At 63.8% G+C, this 21,641-nt stretch carries 15 protein-coding genes; 11 read left to right on the top strand and 4 right to left on the bottom strand.

What is annotated here, in order from left to right; translation table 11 throughout:
• Positions 1-40: 40 nt before the first annotated feature.
• A complete protein-coding gene (locus QQL87_RS26210) occupies positions 41-709 on the top strand; it encodes a sensor histidine kinase (RefSeq protein WP_284421880.1) in 669 nt (222 codons plus the stop codon).
• 52 nt (positions 710-761) lie between these two features.
• Here QQL87_RS26210 and QQL87_RS26205 read toward each other — a convergent pair whose 3' ends face one another.
• Positions 762-3,626: an ATP-binding protein gene (locus tag QQL87_RS26205; RefSeq protein ID WP_284421878.1), complete on the bottom strand. Its 2,865-nt coding sequence runs from the start codon at positions 3,624-3,626 to the stop codon at positions 762-764.
• A 250-nt stretch (positions 3,627-3,876) separates the two neighbouring features.
• On the opposite strand from QQL87_RS26205, the gene QQL87_RS26200 reads away from it, so the two are divergent.
• From QQL87_RS26200 to msrA, 6 genes are all read left to right on the top strand, one after another.
• Entirely contained in the window at positions 3,877-4,566 is a 690-nt protein-coding gene (locus QQL87_RS26200; protein WP_284421876.1) for a VOC family protein, read from the top strand.
• 287 nt (positions 4,567-4,853) lie between these two features.
• Entirely contained in the window at positions 4,854-6,167 is a 1,314-nt protein-coding gene (locus QQL87_RS26195; protein ID WP_284421874.1) for an epoxide hydrolase family protein, read from the top strand.
• 83 nt (positions 6,168-6,250) lie between these two features.
• Positions 6,251-6,721 carry a (2Fe-2S)-binding protein gene (locus QQL87_RS26190; protein WP_284421872.1) on the top strand — a complete coding sequence of 157 codons (471 nt, stop codon included), beginning with the start codon at positions 6,251-6,253 and terminating at the stop codon, positions 6,719-6,721.
• 2 nt (positions 6,722-6,723) lie between these two features.
• Complete coding sequence (locus tag QQL87_RS26185; protein WP_284421870.1) at positions 6,724-8,895, top strand: xanthine dehydrogenase family protein molybdopterin-binding subunit; 2,172 nt, start codon at positions 6,724-6,726, stop codon at positions 8,893-8,895.
• A gap of 29 nt (positions 8,896-8,924) precedes the next feature.
• Complete coding sequence (locus QQL87_RS26180; protein ID WP_284421868.1) at positions 8,925-9,347, top strand: OsmC family protein; 423 nt, start codon at positions 8,925-8,927, stop codon at positions 9,345-9,347.
• A 126-nt stretch (positions 9,348-9,473) separates the two neighbouring features.
• Positions 9,474-9,986, top strand: coding sequence for a peptide-methionine (S)-S-oxide reductase MsrA (gene msrA, locus QQL87_RS26175; protein ID WP_284421865.1), 513 nt, complete (start codon positions 9,474-9,476; stop codon positions 9,984-9,986).
• Here msrA and QQL87_RS26170 read toward each other — a convergent pair.
• Complete coding sequence (locus QQL87_RS26170) at positions 9,937-12,816, bottom strand: ATP-binding protein (RefSeq protein ID WP_284421862.1); 2,880 nt, start codon at positions 12,814-12,816, stop codon at positions 9,937-9,939. The two genes, msrA and QQL87_RS26170, sit on opposite strands and share 50 nt — an antisense overlap.
• Positions 12,817-13,107: 291 nt before the next feature.
• Here QQL87_RS26170 and QQL87_RS26165 point away from each other — a divergent pair, with 291 nt between their 5' ends.
• The 3 genes from QQL87_RS26165 (at position 13,108) to QQL87_RS26155 (ending at position 16,419) form a co-directional block, all read left to right on the top strand.
• A complete protein-coding gene (locus tag QQL87_RS26165) occupies positions 13,108-14,094 on the top strand; it encodes a Bug family tripartite tricarboxylate transporter substrate binding protein (protein WP_284421860.1) in 987 nt (328 codons plus the stop codon).
• A 1,178-nt stretch (positions 14,095-15,272) separates the two neighbouring features.
• Positions 15,273-15,749: a hypothetical protein gene (locus tag QQL87_RS26160; RefSeq protein ID WP_284421859.1), complete on the top strand. Its 477-nt coding sequence runs from the start codon at positions 15,273-15,275 to the stop codon at positions 15,747-15,749.
• Positions 15,739-16,419, top strand: coding sequence for a hypothetical protein (locus QQL87_RS26155; RefSeq protein ID WP_284421858.1), 681 nt, complete (start codon positions 15,739-15,741; stop codon positions 16,417-16,419). The genes QQL87_RS26160 and QQL87_RS26155 overlap by 11 nt, the downstream gene beginning before the upstream one ends.
• A 79-nt stretch (positions 16,420-16,498) precedes the next feature.
• Here the strand turns inward: QQL87_RS26155 and QQL87_RS26150 are convergent, their stop codons facing one another.
• Together QQL87_RS26150 and QQL87_RS26145 are read right to left on the bottom strand one after the other, a co-directional pair.
• A complete protein-coding gene (locus tag QQL87_RS26150; protein ID WP_284421856.1) occupies positions 16,499-17,344 on the bottom strand; it encodes a hypothetical protein in 846 nt (281 codons plus the stop codon).
• A 404-nt stretch (positions 17,345-17,748) separates the two neighbouring features.
• A complete protein-coding gene (locus tag QQL87_RS26145) occupies positions 17,749-18,957 on the bottom strand; it encodes a cytochrome P450 (RefSeq protein ID WP_284421854.1) in 1,209 nt (402 codons plus the stop codon).
• Between the two features lie 645 nt (positions 18,958-19,602).
• Here QQL87_RS26145 and QQL87_RS26140 point away from each other — a divergent pair.
• The gene (locus QQL87_RS26140; protein ID WP_284421935.1) at positions 19,603-21,630 is read left to right on the top strand and encodes a methyl-accepting chemotaxis protein; all 2,028 of its coding nucleotides are present in this window, start codon (positions 19,603-19,605) and stop codon (positions 21,628-21,630) included.
• The last annotated feature ends 11 nt before the right edge of the window (positions 21,631-21,641 follow it).

Raw genomic sequence — 21,641 nt, 5'->3', positions numbered from 1 at the left:
TGATGGCAGGCCAAGGCTGATGATCAGCGGGGAGGCTGCGATGCCCGGTATCGGAACTCGTCCGAAAGACGATATTGTTCAATCTCATCTGGCCGCCAATCTCGGCGACCGGGCCGATTGGGACCTGGTGCTGCGGGAATCGCATCACCGAATGAAGAACACGCTGACGCTGCTCGGTGCGTCAGTCCGCCGCGATCTGACGCGGGCGAGGCCTGGCGAAGTGTCGGCTGCCGTGGACCGGTTCGAGCGGCGCCTCGTCGCCTTCGGCAAGCTCTATCAGTTTTTATCGAATGACGAGGGGCGTCCGGCGGTCTCCGTTGCGACCTTCTTCGAGGCACTTTGCGGGGCGGTGTCCGAGGCAATTCTGGAGCCTGCGGGGATCCGTTGTGAAGCCGCCATTGAGGACGGCATGCTGCCCGCATCGCAATGTCATCGGCTCGCTCTGATGCTGACCGAGCTGATCACCAATGCGGCCAAGCACGCCTTTCCGACCAGGAACGATGCACTGATCCGCATCGACGTGCTCCAGCGCGACGGCTGCTGGCTCTGCACGGTGACCGACAACGGGATCGGGGCGACCGGCCCGCTTCAGGGCACCGGGAGTCGTATTCTGGAAGGCCTGGCGCGAAGCATCCAGGCCCGGATGCACGGTGAGACCGGACAAGATGGCACGCGCGTGACCATTGCCATGTCAGCCCTTGCCGATTGACGTCGGTCTGCTGGATTGTTGCGGACGACGGGGCCAGTTGCCTCGGATGCGATCACGACAGATCCGCCAGCAGCCGCTTTGCGGCAAGCAGATCGGCAGTATCGAATCCCTCGTCGAACCTGTCAAACACCGGCCGGAGCGTCTGGTGCGCGGCCCTCCGTTGGCCTTTGCCGGCCAACACCACCGCAAGATCATGCGCTGCGCGCAATTCCCAGCCTCGCGCACCCTGACTGCGACTCAGCGCCAGGGACTCCTCGAGACAAGCCTGGCCGGCCTCAATGCGTGGCGGGACCATCGACAAAAGCAATCCTGCCTTCACCCGCAGCAATTCCGGCATGTAGCAGGTGTCGCCATGACGACCAACATGCTGGATCGTCTCATCGAGGTGCGCGATTGCCGCGTCGAGCCGGCCCGTCGCTGCGAGGCCTTGTGCCAGCGAGATGTCGAACTCGGTGGTGATGAGCTCGTAACGCACGGCGTGGATGGCTGTGAGGGACGCGCGCAGGCTCGCAACGCCCTCCACGGCGTCGCCTTGTCGAATGGCGAGCTGCGCCTTGCGCGCTCGCCCGACCGCCGCGAGAGGGCCGAGCGAGTTTGACTCGGCCATCGTGATGGACGCATCGATATGTCTCTCGGCGCTGCGCAGGTCTCCGGTCCATAGGAAGATCGATGCTGACCACGCGAGCAGGACGGTCACCGAGGCCGGATGATCCATCTGCCGCGCGCCATCGACGAACTCATGGACGCGTTGCACGGCCTGGGTCGGATAGCCCTGTAGCCACAGCGTGCGTGCCAAGGCGATGCCGGCCCGGTAATGCCTGTCATGGATGAGATAGATCGTGCTGCTCTGTTGCGCGGGCGACCAGGTCTTGAACAGCTCTTCGAGCTCTGTGCGCGCGCCACTCAGATCGCCCTTCATCAGCAGCGATCGGCCCAGGATGGAATGTGCGAGCGCAAGGGCTGCCGGGTCATCAACATCGTCGGCGACGGTGCGGCACCGCCGCGCGAAGGACAGCGCAACGTTGAAGTTGCCGCCCCTGAAGTGGAACATGTGGAGCATGCCGAGTAGACCGGCTTCATTGGGAGCGTCATGCTCGTCATGCGCGATCGCTAGGCTGCTGTTCAGGGCAGCGTGTGCGTACTCATTTTCTCCGTAAAGATGCATGGACGAAATGCCGAGGCCAGCCTGCAGATGCATCTGTTCCGGTCGGGTGGCGGTCTGGCCGGCGGCCAAGGCCCGTTCCGTCCAGTGATGGCATTCAGGCAGCAGCGACATGGCCAGCAGGACCGGCACGGCGGCGGCTGCGAGTTCGACTCCGGTTCGCAGGTCGCCGTGCGGGCCGAAGCACCATTCGAGCGCAGCGCGAACATTGCTGACGGCGGCAAAATAGGGAGCCCGTTCTGTCCCGGACATGAGGCTGGACCACTCGGAGCCGGCTCGCTTGAGCCATTCCCTGCAATAGCGGGCATGGCGAACCGCCAGCGCCGCGGCCTCGCGGTCATCGGCCGCCCTGTCGAGCGCATAGGTGCGCGTGGTGTCGAGCAGGCGATATCGCATGACGGTGCCGAGCGAACGGGTCGCGACCATCGATTTGGCGACCAGGCTGTCGATCGCCGCAAACACGTCGGCTTGATCGAGCCCGTCGCCCGCCACGACGGCGAGTGCTGCGTCCAGCGTGAAGTTTCCCACGAAGATCGCAAGCCTGCGAAGCACCATGCGCTCGGTGTCGGAGAGCAGGCCGTAGCTCCAGTCGAGTGTCGCCTGGAGCGTCCGCTGCCGTGGCGGCGCCGTACGGGGGCCCGCCCACACCTGCGACAGCCGCTGGTCGAGAAGGGCCTCCGTCTCGTTCAAGCCGTAGACATCGACGCGGCGTGCGGCCAGCTCGATCGCAAGCGCGACGCCATCGAGCTTGCGGCAGATGCGTGCGATGATGGCAGCATCGGAGTCGTCGAAAGCCAGATTGGCGCCGCTGGCGGTGGCGCGTTCGACGAACAGCTGCGCCGCCGGAAACGTCCGGACGGCGTCGGCCGAGAGGTGTTCCCGGTCGTCGACAGGAAAGGCAAGCGGATCCAGCCGGTAGACATGCTCGCCCTCGACCTGGAGCGTTTCGCGGCTGGTGGCGAGAATATGGACCTGCGGTGCGTTGTTGAAGATGGCCGCTGCGAGCACTGCGACGGCCGCGATCAGGTGCTCGCAGGTATCGAGAACGAGCAGAAGAGACTTGTCCTTGAGATGGGCAATCAGGCTGGGCATGACGTTCTGGCCCTGTATGGCCAGGCCGAGCGTGGAAGCGACGCCGGTGGCGACGAGACTGGGATCGCTCAGCATGCTCAGATCGACAAAGAGGACTGCGCCGTTGAAGACGGTGCGTAGTTGATGGGCAGCTGCCAACGCGACGGTGGTCTTGCCAATGCCGCCGGAGCCTACGATGGTGACAAACCGCTTGGCGGAGAGCTGGTTCGACAGTCTTTCGAGGTCGTCATCGCGATCGATCATCGCGCTCAGCCGGCTGGGCAGATTGTAGTGCACAAACGCCGGCGAACCGTCGGAGAGGGCATGAGGCTGGTTGCGAACTGGGCGGGGCGTCCGCGCGACCGCCGCGACAAAGCTGTAGCCTCGTCCGGGTGTCGTCGAGATATAGCGCGCGCCGTTCTTTCCGTCGCCGAGCACCTTGCGCAAGGCCGCGACATGGAAGCGCAGGCTTCCCTCTTCGACGGCGATGCCGGGCCAGACCTTTGCAATCAGCTCGGATTTGTCGATGATCTCGTTGGGGCGCGACAGCAGCGTCACCAGGATTTCAAAGGCCCGCGCCCCGAGTTCCATCCGGACACCATGTCTCGTCAGCTGCCTCTCGCTGACGATCAGCTCAAACGGACCGAATGAGATCGTGTCACGCCTCTGCGCTGGCGGCGGCATCGTTGCGTGGCCTTTCTGAGCGCTTTGGAATTGGTTTGGATTTTAGGTCGGAACCCGCGTTGGCGCCAGATCAATGAGCGCAGGTTCCGAGAGGGATTCCGCCGGCGGCAACGGGCGTCCCAAGCTGCTCGCAACAGCTAACGGCCTCTAACAACCCATAACGCGCAATATTCCTGGGATCGCGCGATGGTCTCGTGCCGATCGGGGCTTCGGAAGCACAATGCCCGATCCTCGAACCAGGGAGAGCGCCATGACCACGACCGAGATGGAACGGCAAGCCAGCGTTAAGCCCACGACATTGCGCGGAGTTGATCTAAAGCTCGAGGTCATTGTCATTCCCGTTTCCGACGTCGATCGCGCGAAGTCCTTCTACACGGCTCTGGGCTGGAGGCTGGACGCCGATTTTGCGTCCGGCCCGGACTACCGCGTGGTGCAGGTCACGCCGCCCGGCTCGGCCTGCGCGGTGATCTTCGGCACGAACGTCACGGCAGCGGCGCCCGGCTCGGCGCGAGGCTTGTACCTCATCGTTTCGGATCTCGAAGCCGCTCGCAAGGAGCTGCTCGGTCGCGGTGTCAAGGTCAGTGAGCCATTCCACGACGCCGGCGGCAATTTCACCGGCCCGGATGAGCCATACCTCTTCGGCCGTCGTCGCATCGATGGCGTCGACTCCGAGCATCGTAGCTATCGTTCGTTCGCCTCGTTCAGTGATCCCGACGGCAATGGCTGGCTCTTGCAGGAGGTGACCGCACGGCTTCCTGGACGCGTCGAGCCTGCCGCCACGGCTTTCACGTCGTCAATAGAGCTCGCCGCAGCGCTGCGGCGCGCGGCGTCCGCGCATGGCGAGCACGAGAAGCGCGGGGGAGGGCACGATGATAATTGGGCGGACTGGTACGCCGACTACATCGTGCGCGAGCAGTCCGGCGAGCCGTTGCCATCCTGATGCGCGACGACAGGATCGGGAAAATCGCGACGGCGCTTGGTCGTCTCGATGTTGGCGCGGGTCGTAGCGCCGCGATGTGCTGCTCGGTATTTCCGCGAGCATCGCCTCAAGTTTGCGCACGGGATGTATGGCTGGATGAGCGCATCGCCCGTCTCGCAACGGCTAACGCGGTCTAACAATCCATAACGGGCAAAATACCGGAGCTTGCGCCAATCTGTTTGTAGCACGAACCGATCGATCCACTTCGAATTCGGTCAACGTCGCCAGCGAAGCCAGGGAGATTGACAATGTCGACACAGATACGCACCGATGTCCTGAATCCCGATCGCCGCCAGTTGCTGGGCCAAGCCGCGATGGGCGCGGTCGCTGCCAGCGTGGCGAGCCTGCTGCCTCTGGATCGAGCGCGGGCGACGGCGAGCGATACGATCCGGCCTTTCCGCGTCGACGTTCCCGAGGAAGATCTGCTCGACCTGCGCCGCCGCCTTGCGGCCACGCGGTGGCCAGATCGCGAGATCGTCACCGACCAGTCGCAGGGCGTGCAGTTGACGACGGTCAAGCAGCTCGTGCGCTACTGGCAGACCGACTACGACTGGCGCAGGATGGAAGCGCGGCTGAATGCCCTGCCGCAGTTCGTCACCGAGATCGACGGCGTCGACATCCATTTCATTCACGTGCGCGCCAAGCACGAGAACGCGCTGCCCATGATCGTAACGCATGGCTGGCCCGGCTCGATCATCGAGCAGATGAAGATCGTCGGCCCGCTCACCGATCCTACGGCGAACGGCGCGAGGGCATCCGACGCGTTCGATCTCGTCATCCCGTCGCTTCCTGGCCACGGCTTTTCCGGTAAGCCGGCGACGCTCGGCTGGGACCCGCAGCGCATCGCACGCGCGTGGGTCGTGCTGATGAAGCGGCTCGGATACACCCGTTATGTGGCCCAGGGCGGCGACTGGGGCAATGCTGTGACCGAGCAGATGGCGCTCCTGGCGCCGCCCGAGTTGCTCGGCATCCACACCAACATGCCCGCAACGGTTCCCGATGACATCGCCAAGGCGCTGCAGCCGGGCGGGTCGCGTCCATCCGGCCTCTCCGCCGACGAGAACCGTGCCTACGACCAGCTCGACGATTTCTACAAGCACGGCCTCGGCTATGCGATCGAGATGTCGAACCGGCCGCAGACGCTCTGTGGCCTCGTGGACTCGCCGGCGGGTCTTGCGTCCTGGATGCTCGATCATGACGCGCGCAGCGCCGCCATGATTGCGCGGGTGTTCGATGGAAAGACCGAAGGCCTGTCGCGGGACGACGTCATCGACAACATCACCCTCTATTGGCTGACCAATACGGCTGTGTCGTCGGCGCGCCTGTACTGGGAGAACAAGCTGGTCTTCTTCGAGCCCAAGAACGTCCAGATCCCGGTCGCCGTCAGCGTCTTCCCGGACGAGATCTATGCGGCGCCGCGCAGCTGGACTGAGAAGGCCTATCCCAAGCTCATCCACTACAACCGCCTCGACAAGGGCGGGCACTTCGCGGCCTGGGAGCAGCCCGCGCTGTTCTGCGCGGAAATGCGCACCGCATTCCGTCCGCTGCGCCAGTCGATCTGAGACGAAGCAGGACGCGGCGACGCTCGACCGCCGGGCGCGACCGTAAGTCGTGCCGGGCCGGTCCAGAACAAGGGAACCTGATCATGGGCTTTACGATCAACATCAATGGAACGCCGCGCAGCGTCGATGTCGACGGCGACACGCCGCTGCTCTGGGTGCTGCGCGACGTGCTCGGCATGACCGGCACCAAGTTCGGCTGCGGCCAGGCGCTGTGCGGGGCGTGCACCGTCCACCTCGATGGCTCCGCCATCCGCTCGTGCATCACATCCATCGACAGCATCGGAGACTCCAGGGTGACGACGATCGAGGCGATCGGCGCGACGTCGGCGGGCGAGCGGATACAGAAGGCCTGGCTCGACCGCGAGGTCGCCCAGTGCGGCTACTGCCAGTCCGGCCAGATCATGTCGGCGACGGCGTTGCTCACGGACAACCCGCATCCGACCGATGCCAATATCGACGATGCCATGAGCGGCAACATCTGCCGTTGCGGCACCTATGTCCGCATCCGCGAGGCGATCAAGCTCGCCGCGCAAGCGCGCGTGAAGGAGGGCTGACCATGATCTTCGATCGCACGACGTCCCGCTCGTCCGACACCAGCCTTTCCCGCCGGGGCTTTCTGGTCTCGGCCGCGATGACGGGCGGAAGCCTCGTGATCGGCCTGACCTTGCCGCTCGACCAGGTCAGCGCCGTGGGGGCGGAAGATTTCGCGCCCAACGCCTTCATTCGTATCGGCCAAGACGGCGAGGTCGTGCTGACCATGCCCTATGTCGAAATGGGGCAGGGCACCTATACGTCGATTCCGATGCTGATCGCCGAGGAGCTCGAAGTCGATCTGAAGCGGGTCAGGCTCGCGCATGCGCCGCCCAACGAGAAGCTCTACGTCAATCCGCTGCTGGGCGTTCAGGCGACTGGCAATTCGAATGCCATTCGAGGTGCCTGGAAGCCGCTCCGCGAAGCCGGCGCCGCTGCGCGCCTGATGCTGATCGAGGCGGCCGCGAGGCAGTGGGGCGTCGAGGCCAGGTCCTGTCATGCCGAAGCGGGCGAGGTCATCCATGGCCCGAGCGGGCGGCGCCTGTCGTATGGCGAGCTCGTCGCGGATGCGGCGCGTCTGCCTCTTCCGACGAATGTGGTGCTGAAAAGCCCCGCGGAATTCAAGCTGATCGGAACGCCAGCCAAGCGGCTCGACGCATCGGGCAAAGTCAATGGCTCGGTGGTCTACGGCATCGATGCCCGGCCGGCGGGGGTGAAGATCGCGACGCTGGCGCAATCGCCCGTGTTCGGCGGCCGCGTGAAGAGCGTGGACGACGGCGCCGCCAAGCTGGTCAAGGGCGTGCGCCAGATCGTTCGGCTCGACGACGCAGTCGCCGTCGTCGCCGATCACATGGGCGCCGCGAAGAAAGGGCTGGAAGCTCTCAAGATCGAATGGGACGAGGGGGCCAATGCTGCCTTGGCAAGCGAGGACGTCGCGCGCGAGCTCGAGCAGGCCACCCTCAGAGCTGGCCCGGTGGCGCAGAACATCGGCGACGCCGGACAGGCGATGGCGAATGCGGTGACGCGGATTGCCGCGAACTATCACGTGCCGTTCCTCGCACATGCCACGATGGAGCCGATGAACTGCACGGTGCATTTTCGCGACGATGAATGCGAGATCTGGCTTGGCACCCAGGCAATCGCGCGAGTCCGGGCGATGGCGGCGACAGCCGCCGGCCTGCCGATCGAGAAAGTGATCGTCCACAATCATCTCATCGGCGGTGGCTTCGGGCGCCGCCTGGAAGCGGACGGCGCGGTGCGCGCGGTCCAGATCGCAAGGCAGGTCGATGGTCCCGTGAAGGTGGTGTGGACACGCGAGGAGGACATCCAGCACGACATGTACCGGCCCTATTGGGTGGATCGCATCGAGGCGGGCCTGGATAGGGATGGAAGGCCTGTCGCCTGGACCAATCGCTTCGCCGGCTCGTCGGTGATCGCGCGCTATCTTCCGCCCGCCTTCAACAACGGTCTCGATCCGGATACGACGGAAGGCGCGATCGACCTGGTCTATGCGCTTCCGAATTTCCACGTCGAGTATGTGCGCGTCGAACCGCCGGGCATCCAGACGGCGTTCTGGCGCAGCGTCGGCCCCTCGCATAACGTCTTCGTCACCGAGAGCTTCATCGACGAACTGGCGGATGCTGCCAAGCAGGATCCGGTGGCCTATCGCCGCGCGCTGCTGCATCACAACCCGCGGGCGAAGGTTGTGCTCGACCTCGCTGCGGAAAAGGCCGGGTGGGGAGCTCCGTTGCCGAAAGGGTGGGGGCGGGGCATTGCCCTGCAGAACGCCTTCGGGAGCCTCCTGGCGCAGGTTGCCGAGGTCGAGATCGCGAAGGACGGCTCGGTCCGGGTTCATCGTGTCGTCTGTGCGATGGATTGCGGCATCGTGGTCAATCCGGATACGGTTCAGGCGCAACTGCAGAGCGGCGTGATGTTTGGCGTGACCGCCGCGCTCTATGGCGAGATCACGCTCAAGAATGGCCGTGTGCAGCAGGCCAACTTCGATAGCTATCAAGTGCTGCGCATCAACGAGGCGCCGGCCGTCGAAGTCCATCTCGTCAAAAGCGTAGAGCCACCGGGCGGAATGGGCGAGGCCGGCACGTCCGGCATCGTTCCCGCCATCGCCAACGCCGTGTTTGCCGCCACCGGCAAGCGGCTGCGCAAGATGCCGATCGACCCCAACGCGCTCAAGGCGTGAACAGAACCACAACCAGCAAGGAGAACATCATGATCCGCAAGGCAACGGCATTCTGGCAGGGCACCGGCAGGGACGGCAGTGGGCACCTCTCCAGCGAATCCGGCGTACTCGCCGAGACGCCCTATTCGTTCAAGACCCGCTTCGAGAACGAGAAGGGCACCAATCCGGAAGAGCTGATCGCCGCCGCGCACGCGGGCTGCTTCACGATGGCGCTGGCCTTCGGGCTTCAGCTCGCAGGCTTTACGCCGACCGAGCTTTCCACCGAGGCGGCCGTCACGCTCGAGCCGGAAGGCAAGGGTTTCAAGATCAGCAAATCGGCGCTCACCTTGCGCGCCAAGGTGCCGAACCTCGATGAGGCCGGCTTTGCCCGTATCGCCGGCGAGGCCGAGAAGAATTGCCCGGTGTCGAAAGTGCTCAACGCCGCGATCACGCTTGACGCCAAGCTGATCTAGGCGAACAGGACAGGGTGCGCGCCATGACCCATCAGCATGCGTTTCCGGCGGGCGCGCGGCTGGCAGTCTCTGTCTCCAACCACTATGTTCGCTGAAACGCCATCTCGAACCATTGGAGCACGTCACATGACGACAGAGCGCGCAGTGCTTGCCGGAGGCTGCTTCTGGGGCATGCAGGATCTCATCCGCAAGCAGCCGGGCGTGGTCTCGACCCGGGTCGGCTACACCGGCGGGCAGGTGAGGAACGCGACCTACCGCAATCACGAAGGGCATGCCGAGGCGATCGAGATCATCTTCGATGCCGCGAAGACGAGCTACCGGACGATGCTGGAATTCTTCTTCCAGATTCACGATCCGACGACGCGCGATCGCCAGGGCAATGATCGGGGCACGAGCTACCGTTCGGCCATCTTCTACACGACGGACGAGCAGAAGCGGGTTGCCGAGGACACGATTGCCGATGTCGAGGCCTCGCATCTCTGGCCCGGCAAGGTGGTCACCGAAGTCGCGCCCGCCGGCGAATTCTGGGAGGCCGAGCCCGAGCATCAGGACTATCTCGAACGTTATCCGGACGGCTACACCTGTCACTTCATCCGCCCGGGCTGGAAGCTGCCGCGGCGCGGGCCCGAAGCTGCGTGATCAGGCCGCGCGCCATGCGGATGTCGGCGGTGTCAGCTCCCTCGGTCAGCCGCCCGCAAACTGTCTCGAGAACCTCCGCCGCCTCCGCGTTCCGGCCCTGAATCATGCCGAGGCGCGCGAGGCTGATTGCGCATCTCAGCTCCCAGAAGCGGGCGCCCTGCTCAGCTGCGATCGCCATGGCCTCGCGAAAGCAGGCCTCGGCGCCGGTCGATTGCTCCGCGTCCTTGAGCATCAGCTCGCCCTTGATGCGGATCAGCTCCGGCAGGTACCACCGCTCCTGCCGCTCGTCGCAGCGCTTCAGCACGTCTTCGATGGCGGCGAGGCCGCGATCGACCTGGCCGGCCTCGCCAAAGCAGGCCGCAAGTTCGCCCAGCAGGGGAAGAAAGCGCGGCAGCACGCGCGCGTCGCCGGCGCGATCGAGCTCCTCGCGCAGCAGCGGCAGGCCTGCCGCGCTGTCCCCGCGCCTCGCCACGATCATCGCGTTGAAGGCGCGGGCCCAGAGACCCCAAAGTCGGATTGCGTGGCGGTCGGCGTGTCCGAGCAGCTCGGCGCCATGGCGTTGCGCGGCATCATAGTCGCCGGCGAAGAAGGCGAGCAGGCAGGCGCTTTGTCCGAGCACGCTGCAGAAGGTCAGCGCGTGGCCGTTCGCCCGGCCTTCCTCGATGTTGCGGGCAGCGAGCTCCAGCGCCTGGTCGGCCTGGCCCTGCAGCCACAGGATACGGGCCCGGAAATATTGCGTCGAGACCCCGAGATCGAGCGGAAAGATCTTTGGCTTCTCGGTCAGCATATGCAGCGAGGCGTTGACCCGGTCGATGCGGATCCGGGCCTCGGCCTGGTCGCCGAGATAATGCAGCGCGACCGCCATCAGCCGGTCGGCCAGCATCAGGTCGGTGTTGTCGGGAGAGCTTGCCGCGATGGTGGTGAAACGATCGGCAAGCGCGCGCGCCTTGCCGAACTCGCCATTGTTGAACTGGTCGATGCACAATCCCCACAGCGCCCGCAGCCGGAAATCCTTGTCGTCGAGCCGGTCCGCGAGCTCCAGCGTCGCCTCGAGGATCGGGCGGGCTTCGCGCGCGCGGCCTTCGCCGTACATCAGCGACCAGCCGAGGGCGCCCAGCAGCTGCATGCGAAGCCGATCGACTCCGTCGGCATTGTCGCCCAGCACCGCAAGTGCGGTCCTCGTCCGTTCGCGGCATTCGGCGAACAGCGACAGGCGCACCCACAGCGTAACGGCGGCTGCCGTCAGCGCAATGCCGAGCGCAGCGTCGCCGTCGGCGGAGAAGGCCCAGTCCAGCGCCGCGCGCACATTGTCCAGCTTGCCGCCATAGGTGCTCAACCAGGCGTGCAGCGGCGCCGATGTCTCGGTTTCGGCGCGATCGAGCACATCGCGGAAGTACTCCGCGTGGCGCTGCGCAAGACGCCGTTGTTCTCCCGACAGGCCAAGCTTTCCGAGCGCATAGGTTCGTGTCGTATCCAGCAGGCGATAACGCAGCGTCCGCGCGCCGGATGGGACGATGAGCGATTTCGTGACGAGGTTGTCGATCGCTTCGCTCGTCTCGGCCGCGCTGAGCCCGTCGCCGGATGCGACGGCTGCGGCAGCCTCCGGCGAGAACGGTCCGACGAACACGGACAATCGTCGCAGCACGGTGCTCTCAGGGGCCGGCAGCAGATCGTAGCTCCAGTCGAGCGCGGCGCTCAGCGTCTGGTGTCGCGGAATGGCCGTGCGCCGGCCGCGCCATTGCAACGAGAAGCGGCTGTCGAGCAGCGACGCAGTGCCGGCGATGCCGTAGGCGTTGACCCGGCCGGCCGCCAGCTCGATCGCAAGCGCGATGCCGTCGAGGCGTCGGCAGATGTCGGCGACGAACGGCGCGTCTTCCGCGCTGAGCTCGAATGGCCCGGAGCCCTGGGCGATGCGTTCGACGAACAATTGTGCCGCGGGGTAGGCGAGGATCTCCGCGACGCCGAGATCGTCGCGCTGGGGCGGACAATCCAGCGGGAACAATCGAAAGATCCGTTCGCCCTCGCTGCGGAACGACTCCCGGCTGGTGGCAAGGACGTGCAGCATCGGCAGGTCGCGGACGAGGCGTTCGGCGAGCGGCGCCAGCGTCTCCAGCACATGCTCGCAGCTGTCGAAGATCAGCAGCGTCCGCTTGTCCTGCAGATGTGCCAGCAGCGCCGGCAGCGGATCGTCCGCGTTGACGGCGAGCCCCACCGCGGAGGCGATGGCGGTTGCGGCGAGCCTGGGATCCCGCAGCGGTCCGAGGTCGATGAAGACAACCTGCCCGGCGAAATCAGCGGAGCGGCGATGCGCGACAGTCACCGCGACGGCGGTCTTGCCGATGCCGCCCGGGCCGACCACGGTGATGAAGCGGTGCTGCGAGAGCCCGCTTGAAATCTTCTCGACGACGTCCTCCCGCCCGATCATCTTCGCGAGCGACGGCGGCAGCGGTGCGCGAGGCGCGGCGGCTTCGACGGGGGCAGGCGCGACCGAAGGCACCGCCTGGGCGAGCGGAGCGGCAAAGCAGTAGCCGCGTCCGGGGACGTTCACGACATAGCGGGCCGACTTGCCGGCATCGCCGAGCACCTTGCGCAAGGCGGCGATATGGAAACGAAGGCTGCCTTCGTCGACATGCACGTCGGCCCAGATGCGCTGGACCAGCTCGCGCTTGTCCACGACCTCGCCGGGCCGCTGGGCAAGGACGATGAGGATGTCGAGGGCGCGACCGCCGATATGAAGCGGCGCGCCATCCTTCTCCAAGAGCCTGGACTTGGGTAAGAGGCGAAATGGCCCAAATGAAATGGCCGAGTCCTGAGTGTCGTTATCCGGCACGCGCGATCGTCCCCTCGGCAGGGAAACTGCATGGTTTGTCTGTACCAGATCGAGGCGTGGAGTAAACTGGCGGAAGCGGCAGGACCAGCCTGGTGCGCAACCTGGTTCCCGTACCTCGTGCTGAGGACATGCTCGTTCGAACGAAGGGCTCAGTGAACGCCGAGCCCGATCGGCAGTTCGCGGGTTGGCAAGGAACGCGCGCGAGAGTGACCTGATCGAGCTGATGCGATCCCGCCGCGGCCGATGCTGCCGGCTGCTTCCTCGTGGGCTCGGCGACTGACGGAATTGAACATGCCCTGGCTCTCGCGCCGACAACTCATCAGTTCTGCCGCATGTGCAGGCGCGCTCGCCGCGGGCGCGCGCAACGGAACGGCGGCCGATTATCCGGCGCGCCCCATTCGGCTGGTCATTCCCTATGCGGCGGGGGGATCGGGTGACCAGATCGGGCGCCCCTGGGTCGATCGGATGGCGGCGCAGCTTGGTCCGGTGTTCGCCGAGAACATCGGAGGGGCGGGCGGGGCGATCGGCGCCGCCGCCGTCGCGCGCGAAAAGCCTGACGGCTATTCGCTTCTGCTGGGCAACGGCAGCACGCAGGTCATCATCCCCTTGGCCGAACGGCCTGCCTATTCCGTCAGCGACTTCCGAGCCATCTACCGGCTGGTCTCGAGCGCGCTCGTCTTCGCGGTTCATCCGTCGGTGCCGGCGCAGGATCTGCAGACCCTGATCGCCCATGCCAAGGCCAGTCCCGGCAGGCTGTCCTACGGCACACCCGGCGTCGGCACCGGAAATCACCTCGTCGGCGAAATGTTCAAGCAGCAGGCAGGCGGGCTCGATATCGTCCACATTCCCTATCGTGGCGCCGCGCCGGCAACGAACGATCTCGTCAGCGGCCAGATCCCCTTGTTGATCGCCGTCATGTCGATTCAATTGCAGCAATTGAGCCGGGCCGGCAAGATTCGACTGCTCGCGGTCACCACCGAGACGCGGCTCAGCGCGGCCCAGGAGATCCCGACCGCGGTCGAATCCGGCATGCCCGACCTCCGCTATGAGGGATGGTTCGGCCTGTTCGCACCCAGCCTGACCCCGGATCCGATCGTCGAGCGGATCGCGCTGTCGACGCGCACCATCATGGCGGACCCGGCGCTGCAGGCCGCTTACCGGTCTCAAGGTCTGGAGCCGGACAGCCAGTCGAGCCCGGACAGGTTCCAACGAATTGTCGAAGCCACCCGGGCCAGCCTGGCTCCCGTGATCAAGTCGATCGGGCTCAGGCCCGGCTAGTTGGATCGGACCTTCGGCTCGTCCAGTGAATTCGGGATCGGGAAATTGATGTCCATGCGCGATCCGGCCAGAGACCCGCCGCCCAGCTGTGGTGAACGAGCCGAACGCTGTTGCAAACCGATGCGCCATGTCGTCCCCAAAGCTGCAATGACGGTCTGGTTTGGCTGAATCGACCGCCTTCCCCGAGGGAGCGCTCGTCCCGCGGCTCAACCCGAATTCTGCGACCTTCAAGCGCGGCTTCGCAGCCTCGCGGCGCGTTTGCGCGTCCGAGCTTTGCTGGTCGGGGCACCCTTCGAGAGAGAAGGGCGCAGGGAAGGCCGGGTGCAGGCCGCACCCATGGCCCGCCTGCAACAAAGAAAGCAGGCGGCAGTCACCACAGGATTGGCCGAACAACCGGCCTTCCCTGCGCGATGGGTTGAACGGCTGCTCCGTGCTCTCCCAGGGGACCGGGCTTGCTTGCCCCCGTCATCGACATCGTCGCCGACCAAGACACCAGCGTCGGGGTGTCGGGACCACACGTCTTGACCGTCCGCCTCGGGCTCGTTCGTCCGCACGCGAAACGCGCACTGCGACCCCAGGCGGCCACCGCATCCCCCGCTCCACGGTCCGTGACGATCGCGAAACGCCCCTTCAGCAAGCGCGGGACGGGCCGGATGATCGTGGTGATTTGCCCGACGACACAAGCCCGGAGTTGCCCGACGGAATGCGACAAACTGGCACGACGGGCAGTTTGGGCATGGGTGGGATGCGGGCGGACTGGATTCCCCGAAAGTCTCGGAGCGATACCGTGACAGTTTCTGCTACGGCTGATTGACCCGACCGCCAGCGCAATCTCTATGCCGTTACGGTCTGCATACAAATTCGTAAGTAGTGCACAGCAGCATTTGGCGTGAGTTGATTGCACGACGACAATTTACACGATTGGATACGAAGGTATCGACATCGATAGGTTCGTCACGACGCTCAAAACGGTAGGAGAGCTGCCCGAGGCCGTATTTATGAGACCATGGCTCCTCATATAATATTTGTCACAGAAAGCTCTTGTCTCCAAATTGGGGCGGCCAATCGCCTTTAACGGCGATGTGCCGTGAGCTGCGCCTGAGTTGCAACAACTTCAAATACTATCTGTTCGCTTCGAAAAGCAGTTATGATTAGCTCGTTCTGTCTAAGAGATTCCTATGACCAATGAAGAAGCCGACGCCGTATTCGACGAATTGATGATGATTCTTCGCAAAAAGAAATTGGAGTGGATTGCAGACCAGGTGGCTCGCGAGATAGCGGAGGGTCGGCCGGTTGTAGAAACCCTGACTCCAGTGTATGCACCGAAGTCCGGTCCTTTCGCTTCCACCCGCGTGGGTAAATCGCGGTCGCGCGCGGTCGAGTTTACCGGGGTTCAGCCTTACGACTCCAAGTCAAAACTAATCAAGTTGATTACAGCGATCGAAACCACGGTTGCGTCCTCTGCCGCTATGATCGAGCATCTTGCAGGATTCTTGGCGGGGGGGCAGCCGTTCGACATAATCTTCCGGGGTGAGGGGGGCGAAGATTCGGGTTATCGAGTTTCTGATGTCGACTTGACCGTTACTGTTCCCGCCGGCCAGGTGCTGCAGCGTCTTCTTTTAGAATTGGAAAGGGAGGTGGTTCGTGTCGATTAAGGAAAGTCTTCTGGCTGATATAGAAGGCGTGCTCGGCGGGGCAATCGCACCAAACCTCACAGCAGCTTCCCAGGGAGCAGACCTATACGAAGCTTACATCTGGTCTCTCGTGCTGCAAGCCGCGCAATCGGAAGGAGCCACGATTTCGTTTTGGAATGTCTTCGACAGTCCGGTAAACACCGACTTCGTATTCCGTACCTCCCCGGGAAACATTTTCTCGACGGCGCATCCATATTCGCACGCGGTCATAAGCTTTCAGAATTGTCCCGCCTTAGAAGCTCACGTAGGAGTCTTTGTTGCGGGAAAGTCGGGCGTTGCGCACGAATGTGACGTCGCGGTGCTCTACAGCGATGAGGCATATACTTGTCGGCAGAGGAGCGTTCATCCAAGGAGCACTCAGGTTTTATTGGCTGTAGAGTGCAAATTTTATGTCCAATCTTCTATGGGAATAGGTCTCGCTCGGTCATTTTTGGGGCTGACAACTGAAATCATGCAGCAAGCGCGATTTTTCGTTGGTGTCAGCGAATCCGAGAGAGTTGAGACGCTCTTTGCTCATCACAAGAAGAAATGGGAGACAGGGGTGTCTCCCATTGACAGGAAGCAAAGGTATTTGCGCTTGAAGCACGACTTCGAGCACGTCTTCCGGGATTTTGTTCGAAAGCAGACCTGAGGGATGAGCTGTGGCGCACTCGACTGCACATCTTATCGGCATGATTCGATCTACCGAAGACGCCGCAGCGCTCCTGCACCTATTGTGCTGAGCCGCCTTGGGAAGGCGTCGGTACCTTCTGAGCCTGTTGCTCGTACTCCGCCGTCCAGTCCTCTTCATCTTCGTCGAAGAAGTATGGGAGCGCGAATTTCGAAAGCTTCGGTCCGTCCTCGAATTTTTCCGTTTTCACCACCGGATCTGGTATGTATGCGCTCACGATGTCGGATATCAACCAGGAAAACAGAATGGTGATATTCTTCGATACGTCGAGAACCGCTTTGCTCAACTCCGAGAAAGCCTTGATATCGTCAGCAAGGCTGGCTCTTTCGGTCTCGTCGATATTTCCGACTAAGCTAAGTACGCTGCCGGTCGCCACCATCTCAGACATATAATATAAAGTATTACCGTGTGTTTTTGAGAGATAAATTTCCCATGGCTCCGTGTTGGGTAGTCGTTGGAAGTTTTTCTCGATCAAGTCGTCCTTATCTTTGTAGTGGAAGGACACCTTATTCCGGATCTCAGTGACCGCGTTCTTCTTGCCAAAGTAGGTGTTAAGTTCCTTCAATGCGACGACACCTTCATCGCCCAGCTTTTGCACGTATTTTTCTGAGATCTCCTTGTTTGATTGAGCGCGGGCTTTGAACAGCTCCCATGCCTCATGAAGTTTGCCGATCAGGATGCGCATAATTATGAAGGTTTGACCGCCCTCGGCGAAGTCTTCGATCTGTGTCGGCGGGTCGTCCTTGCGCATCATCAAAAGGAACTTCGACAGCACGTTCAGCTCATTGGTGGCGTGGCCCATGAGCATGAGCAGCGACCGCTCATCTCTTGGCATAACCTCAAGCTGCTTCTTTTCGAAGATAACTCGATGGATTTCGATTGCCATCTGCGGCCTCCGGACGTTAGCCCTCGTTCTTTCGGGATTGCTTTCAGGAGGTATAAAAAGCAGGAATAGGTGAGAGTGCACTCAATTCCTGCGAATTGAAAGCGGTGACGGGGTGGATAGTCCTGACGGAGTTCGCTTCCTGGCTGAGCGGACCCCCTTGACCGGCTTCCCCTCACACCCGCCAGCCATCGACGACATTATTCTGATTGGTGCATGCTCCGCTGCCATCGATGAAAAGAACAACACCACGCGCGCGATGTCGTGGGGTATGATCTTGCGCTTGGGGCATTGGCGGCGTAGCAACTCGGCCCGCCTTCGGGGAGGCAGCCACAGTTTGAGCTGTTGCTTGGGCATAATACAGCCGCGAAAAATCGAATTGACGCGGACAAGGTCGCGCGCCGCGCCTACCGCAGCCTCACCGGCAAATTCAGCGGCCCCCGAAATCCAAACCCATGCCACCGCACGCCCGCCGCATCCACCAGCGTCATCTTCGGAAACCGCTCGAACAGCATCGGCAGCAGGATCGCGCCGACGGTGCGGCGGGAGAGGTGGGCGCCGGCGCAGTGGTGGGGGCCGTTGCCGAAGGCCTGGTGGGGGCCGTTGCCGAAGGCCTGGTGGGGGTTGGGGTCGCGCAGCGCGTTGTAGCTCTCGCCGTCGGTGAACAGGTCCTCGTCGCGGTTGGCGGAGGCCTGGATGGTCATCACGGTGTCGCCCTTAGGGATCAGGCAGCCGCGGATCTCGGTGTCCTCCATCACGAGGCGTGAGCTGGCCTGGATCGGGGCGACCCAGCGCACGCCTTCCTCGAAGGCGGAGCGCCATTTGTCCTGCGTGCGCACGGCCTCTAGCTGCTCGGGGTTGGTCAGCAGGCCGTAGAGGATCGTCAGCAGGGCGTCGCGCGGCTCGTTGATGCCGCCGCCGATCGCGATCTTGATGTTGGCGATGATCTGGCTCTCCGCAATCGGGGTCTTCGCGTTGACCATGAAGGAGAGCGCGGACGAATCCGGCGCGGCGCGGACGCGCGCCATGTTGGCACTGATACAGCGGTCCATCTCCGCGTTGGCGATGTCGGTCGCGTCGAATGGGCCCGGCGTCCAGCCGAAATTGCCGGCGCCGTCGATCAGGGCTTGCGACCAGCGCTGCATGTCGGCATCATCGGCGTCCGGAATGCCCATCACATGCGCGAGGATGCGCGCGGCGAGCGGGCCGGCCAGCGCGGGGAAGAGATCGACCACCTCGCCGCGCGGCAGGCGGTCGAGATAATCAGCGGCGAGCTTTGCATAGAGCGGCACCCACTCCTGCTCGATCGTCTTCGGCATCAAGGCCGGCATCATCGCCATGCGCTCGGCGCGGTGCTCGTCATGGTCCTTGCGCATCAAGGTATGGGCGAGGAAGGCGCGCTTCATCGGCGTGTTCGGATCATCGGACGAGAACAGCGCCGCATTGTCCTTCACGTATTTGGTGTCGGCCGCCTTGGTCAGGAACGTCCGTCCCACCGACTTGACCCGCAGCACCGGCGCCTCGCGCCGCAGGCGCTGGTAGATTGGATAGGGATCGCGCGTCAGCTCTGCGATTCCGATGGTCTCGTCCAGGGGAGCCAGGGTCGCCGTCGCCATGCAGGGCTCCTTCTTGGATGCGGGCCAACGCGTGTTTTGCCTGAGGATAGCGGCGGCGATGGACCGGCGCAATGCTGGTCCCGCCCCCGTCAGGGGAGGGCTATCGCATATGACCATCGAAGTGTTGCGCTCGTCTGCCTCCACGTTGTCATGGCCGGGCTTGTCCCGGCCATCCACGTCGTCGGGCATGCTGAGAACGACGTGGATGCCCGGGACGGAGCCCGGGCATGATGGAGTCACAAATCGGCAGGATCGTTCGCCCGTACGGCTGCGCATCTCCATCTGCGATAGCCCTGCGGGCAAGGGCGAGCGTCTGTTCGGAGCGAATGCTGACCGCGCCGGTTGCGCGGTGTCTGCGCCTCCGCGGCGCCGTGTGACCGTGCTGCCGGCGTCAATTCGGAACGGTGGACGCCATGATCGCGGAATGCCGGGCGAGATCAAACCGGAATGTCGGGGCCAATTCGCCGGACTCAGCATGCGCGTGTCCGCAATTCCAGGCGCAGTTCGGCTTTCGCCCGATCTCGGAACGATTACTTAACTACTAATTAGGACGGGTCTTCTATGCAGGCAGTACAATCCGGCTCGTCAGGCTGGATCGGTTGCGCGAAGAACATCCAATTTCAACGTGAAGTGGTGGGCACATTGATCAAGCTCAATCGCATTGGAAACAAGCTCGGCGCCGTCGGCCTCTTTGGTGTTCTGCTGTCTGCAGGCATGGTCGCCAATCAAATGGCTTCGGAGACGGCCATCACCGCGGCGACCAACCGCGCCTCGTTGCAGCAGGCGGTCGCCGATCGCACCCTTCGCGCCAATGTCGCCCTGCGCGGAATGGAGCTGGTGCTGCGCGACGTCTGGCAGTCGAAGAGCTCGGCCGAACTGGAGACGCAGGTCGACCGGCTGAACGGCGCCTTTGCGAACCTGACGAGAGAGCTCGATGCGGCGATCGCGAACGTCGCGCGGCCGGCGGACAAGGACCGTCTGCAGGCGATCAGATCCCTTGGCGCGGACTACCACCAGTCGGCATCGGACATCGGCAAGGCCCAGCTCAAGATCCTCGACATCACGAAGAAGCGGGCTGAACGTTCGGCGGAATGGACCAGGACGTTCGAAGGCTTCCAATTGTCGCCGTCACTGATCCGCGCCTCGAATCGAAGCGACATCGAGAAGGTGCTGAACGAAGCCGATTCGAATTTCAATTCGGTCCAGGCGGCGACGTGGCGCCTGATCGCCACCGGCGACGAGAGCGAAAAGCAGGTGATCGTCAATCGTACCGGCGGGCTGGAAGATACGCTGGACGCCGCCAGGAGCATCATCAGCGATACCGGGCTGCTCGGCACCATCGATGGCCTCGCGAAGACCGTGAAGGGATTTTCCGCCGTCACCGGCGAGGCGATCCAGGTCGAGGCAGCCAAGAAGGCGCTCTTCAACACCAAGGCGTTGCCTGCCGCAAATCAGATCGTCGAGCTGATGCGAACCGCGCTCGACACCGCGACCCGTGACGCCGAGGAGGCCAAGGCGCTGGCGGCGAGCGAGCTGAGTCAGGCCAATCGCCTGAACCTCATCGTGGCGGTGATCGTGATGCTGTCGTTCGTCGGCTCGGTGCTGTTCTCGTTCGTCGGCATCGCAAGGCCGTTGACGCGGCTGAACACAGCGCTCAGGAGGATGGCCGCCGGCGAGTTGAACATCAAGATTCCGGGCGCCAGCCGTGGCGACGAGGTGGGCGAGGTCGCCAAGACGGTCGTCATCATCAGCGAGAATGCCGAGCAGCGGGCGCGCGACGAAGCCGAAGCCAGGACCACCCAGGATCAGCATTCCGTCGAGCGCCGCAAGGCGGAGATGATCGAGCTCGCCGATACGTTCGAGGCTGCGGTGGGAGAAATCGTCGAAACGGTGCTGTCGGCTGCCACGGAGCTGGAAGCTTCCGCCTCCTCGCTCACCGCAACCGCGGAGCGCTCGCAGGAGCTGACGACGATGGTTGCCGGCGCATCCGACGAAGCGTCCGCGAACGTGCAATCGGTGGCGTCCGCGACCGAGCAGCTGTCGTCCTCGATCGGCGAGATCAGCCGCCGGGTTCAGGAGTCGGCGCGCGTGGCGGGTGACGCCGTCGGCCAGGCGCGCGCCACCACCGGTCGCGTCGGCGAGCTCTCCAAGGCAGCGGCTCGCATCGGAGACGTCGTCGAGCTGATCAACACGATCGCAGGACAGACCAATCTGCTGGCGCTCAATGCCACGATCGAAGCCGCGCGTGCCGGCGAGGCCGGTCGCGGCTTTGCGGTCGTGGCGTCGGAGGTCAAGGCGCTGGCCGAGCAGACGGCCAAGGCGACCGGCGAGATCGGCCAGCAGATCAACGGAATCCAAATGGCGACCAAGGAATCCGTCGGGGCGATCACAGAGATCAGCAGCACCATCGAGAAGCTGTCGGAGATCTCGTCGACCGTCGCCGCTGCGGTGGAAGAGCAGGGGACCGCGACGCAGGAGATCGCACGCAACGTCCAGAAGGCCGCGCACGGCACGATGCAGGTGTCGTCGAACATCACCGACGTGCAGGGCGGTGCGCGCTCGACCGGCGCCGCCTCCTCCCAGGTCCTCGCCGCCGCGCGGTCGCTGTCGCACAATTCGAGCCGTCTCAAATCCGAGGTCGGCAAGTTCCTGAGCTCGGTGCGAGCGGCCTGACGGCAGCCCCG

The organism is Bradyrhizobium sp. SSBR45G, from assembly GCF_030159255.1.
Taxonomy (GTDB): Bacteria; Pseudomonadota; Alphaproteobacteria; order Rhizobiales; family Xanthobacteraceae; genus Bradyrhizobium.
This window is presented reverse-complemented; position numbering and strand designations above follow the sequence as displayed.

What these genes read in the sequence shown, in the direction of transcription:
- QQL87_RS26200 (WP_284421876.1), top strand. Translation starts at nt 3,877, where the DNA reads ATGACCACGACCGAGATGGAACGGCAAGCCAGCGTTAAGCCCACGACA.
- QQL87_RS26185 (WP_284421870.1), top strand. Translation starts at nt 6,724, where the DNA reads ATGATCTTCGATCGCACGACGTCCCGCTCGTCCGACACCAGCCTTTCC.
- QQL87_RS26205 (WP_284421878.1), bottom strand. Translation starts at nt 3,626, where the DNA reads ATGCCGCCGCCAGCGCAGAGGCGTGACACGATCTCATTCGGTCCGTTT.
- QQL87_RS26190 (WP_284421872.1), top strand. Translation starts at nt 6,251, where the DNA reads ATGGGCTTTACGATCAACATCAATGGAACGCCGCGCAGCGTCGATGTC.
- QQL87_RS26195 (WP_284421874.1), top strand. Translation starts at nt 4,854, where the DNA reads ATGTCGACACAGATACGCACCGATGTCCTGAATCCCGATCGCCGCCAG.
- msrA (WP_284421865.1), top strand. Translation starts at nt 9,474, where the DNA reads ATGACGACAGAGCGCGCAGTGCTTGCCGGAGGCTGCTTCTGGGGCATG.
- QQL87_RS26160 (WP_284421859.1), top strand. Translation starts at nt 15,273, where the DNA reads ATGACCAATGAAGAAGCCGACGCCGTATTCGACGAATTGATGATGATT.
- QQL87_RS26145 (WP_284421854.1), bottom strand. Translation starts at nt 18,957, where the DNA reads ATGGCGACGGCGACCCTGGCTCCCCTGGACGAGACCATCGGAATCGCA.
- QQL87_RS26165 (WP_284421860.1), top strand. Translation starts at nt 13,108, where the DNA reads ATGCCCTGGCTCTCGCGCCGACAACTCATCAGTTCTGCCGCATGTGCA.
- QQL87_RS26210 (WP_284421880.1), top strand. Translation starts at nt 41, where the DNA reads ATGCCCGGTATCGGAACTCGTCCGAAAGACGATATTGTTCAATCTCAT.
- QQL87_RS26180 (WP_284421868.1), top strand. Translation starts at nt 8,925, where the DNA reads ATGATCCGCAAGGCAACGGCATTCTGGCAGGGCACCGGCAGGGACGGC.
- QQL87_RS26150 (WP_284421856.1), bottom strand. Translation starts at nt 17,344, where the DNA reads ATGGCAATCGAAATCCATCGAGTTATCTTCGAAAAGAAGCAGCTTGAG.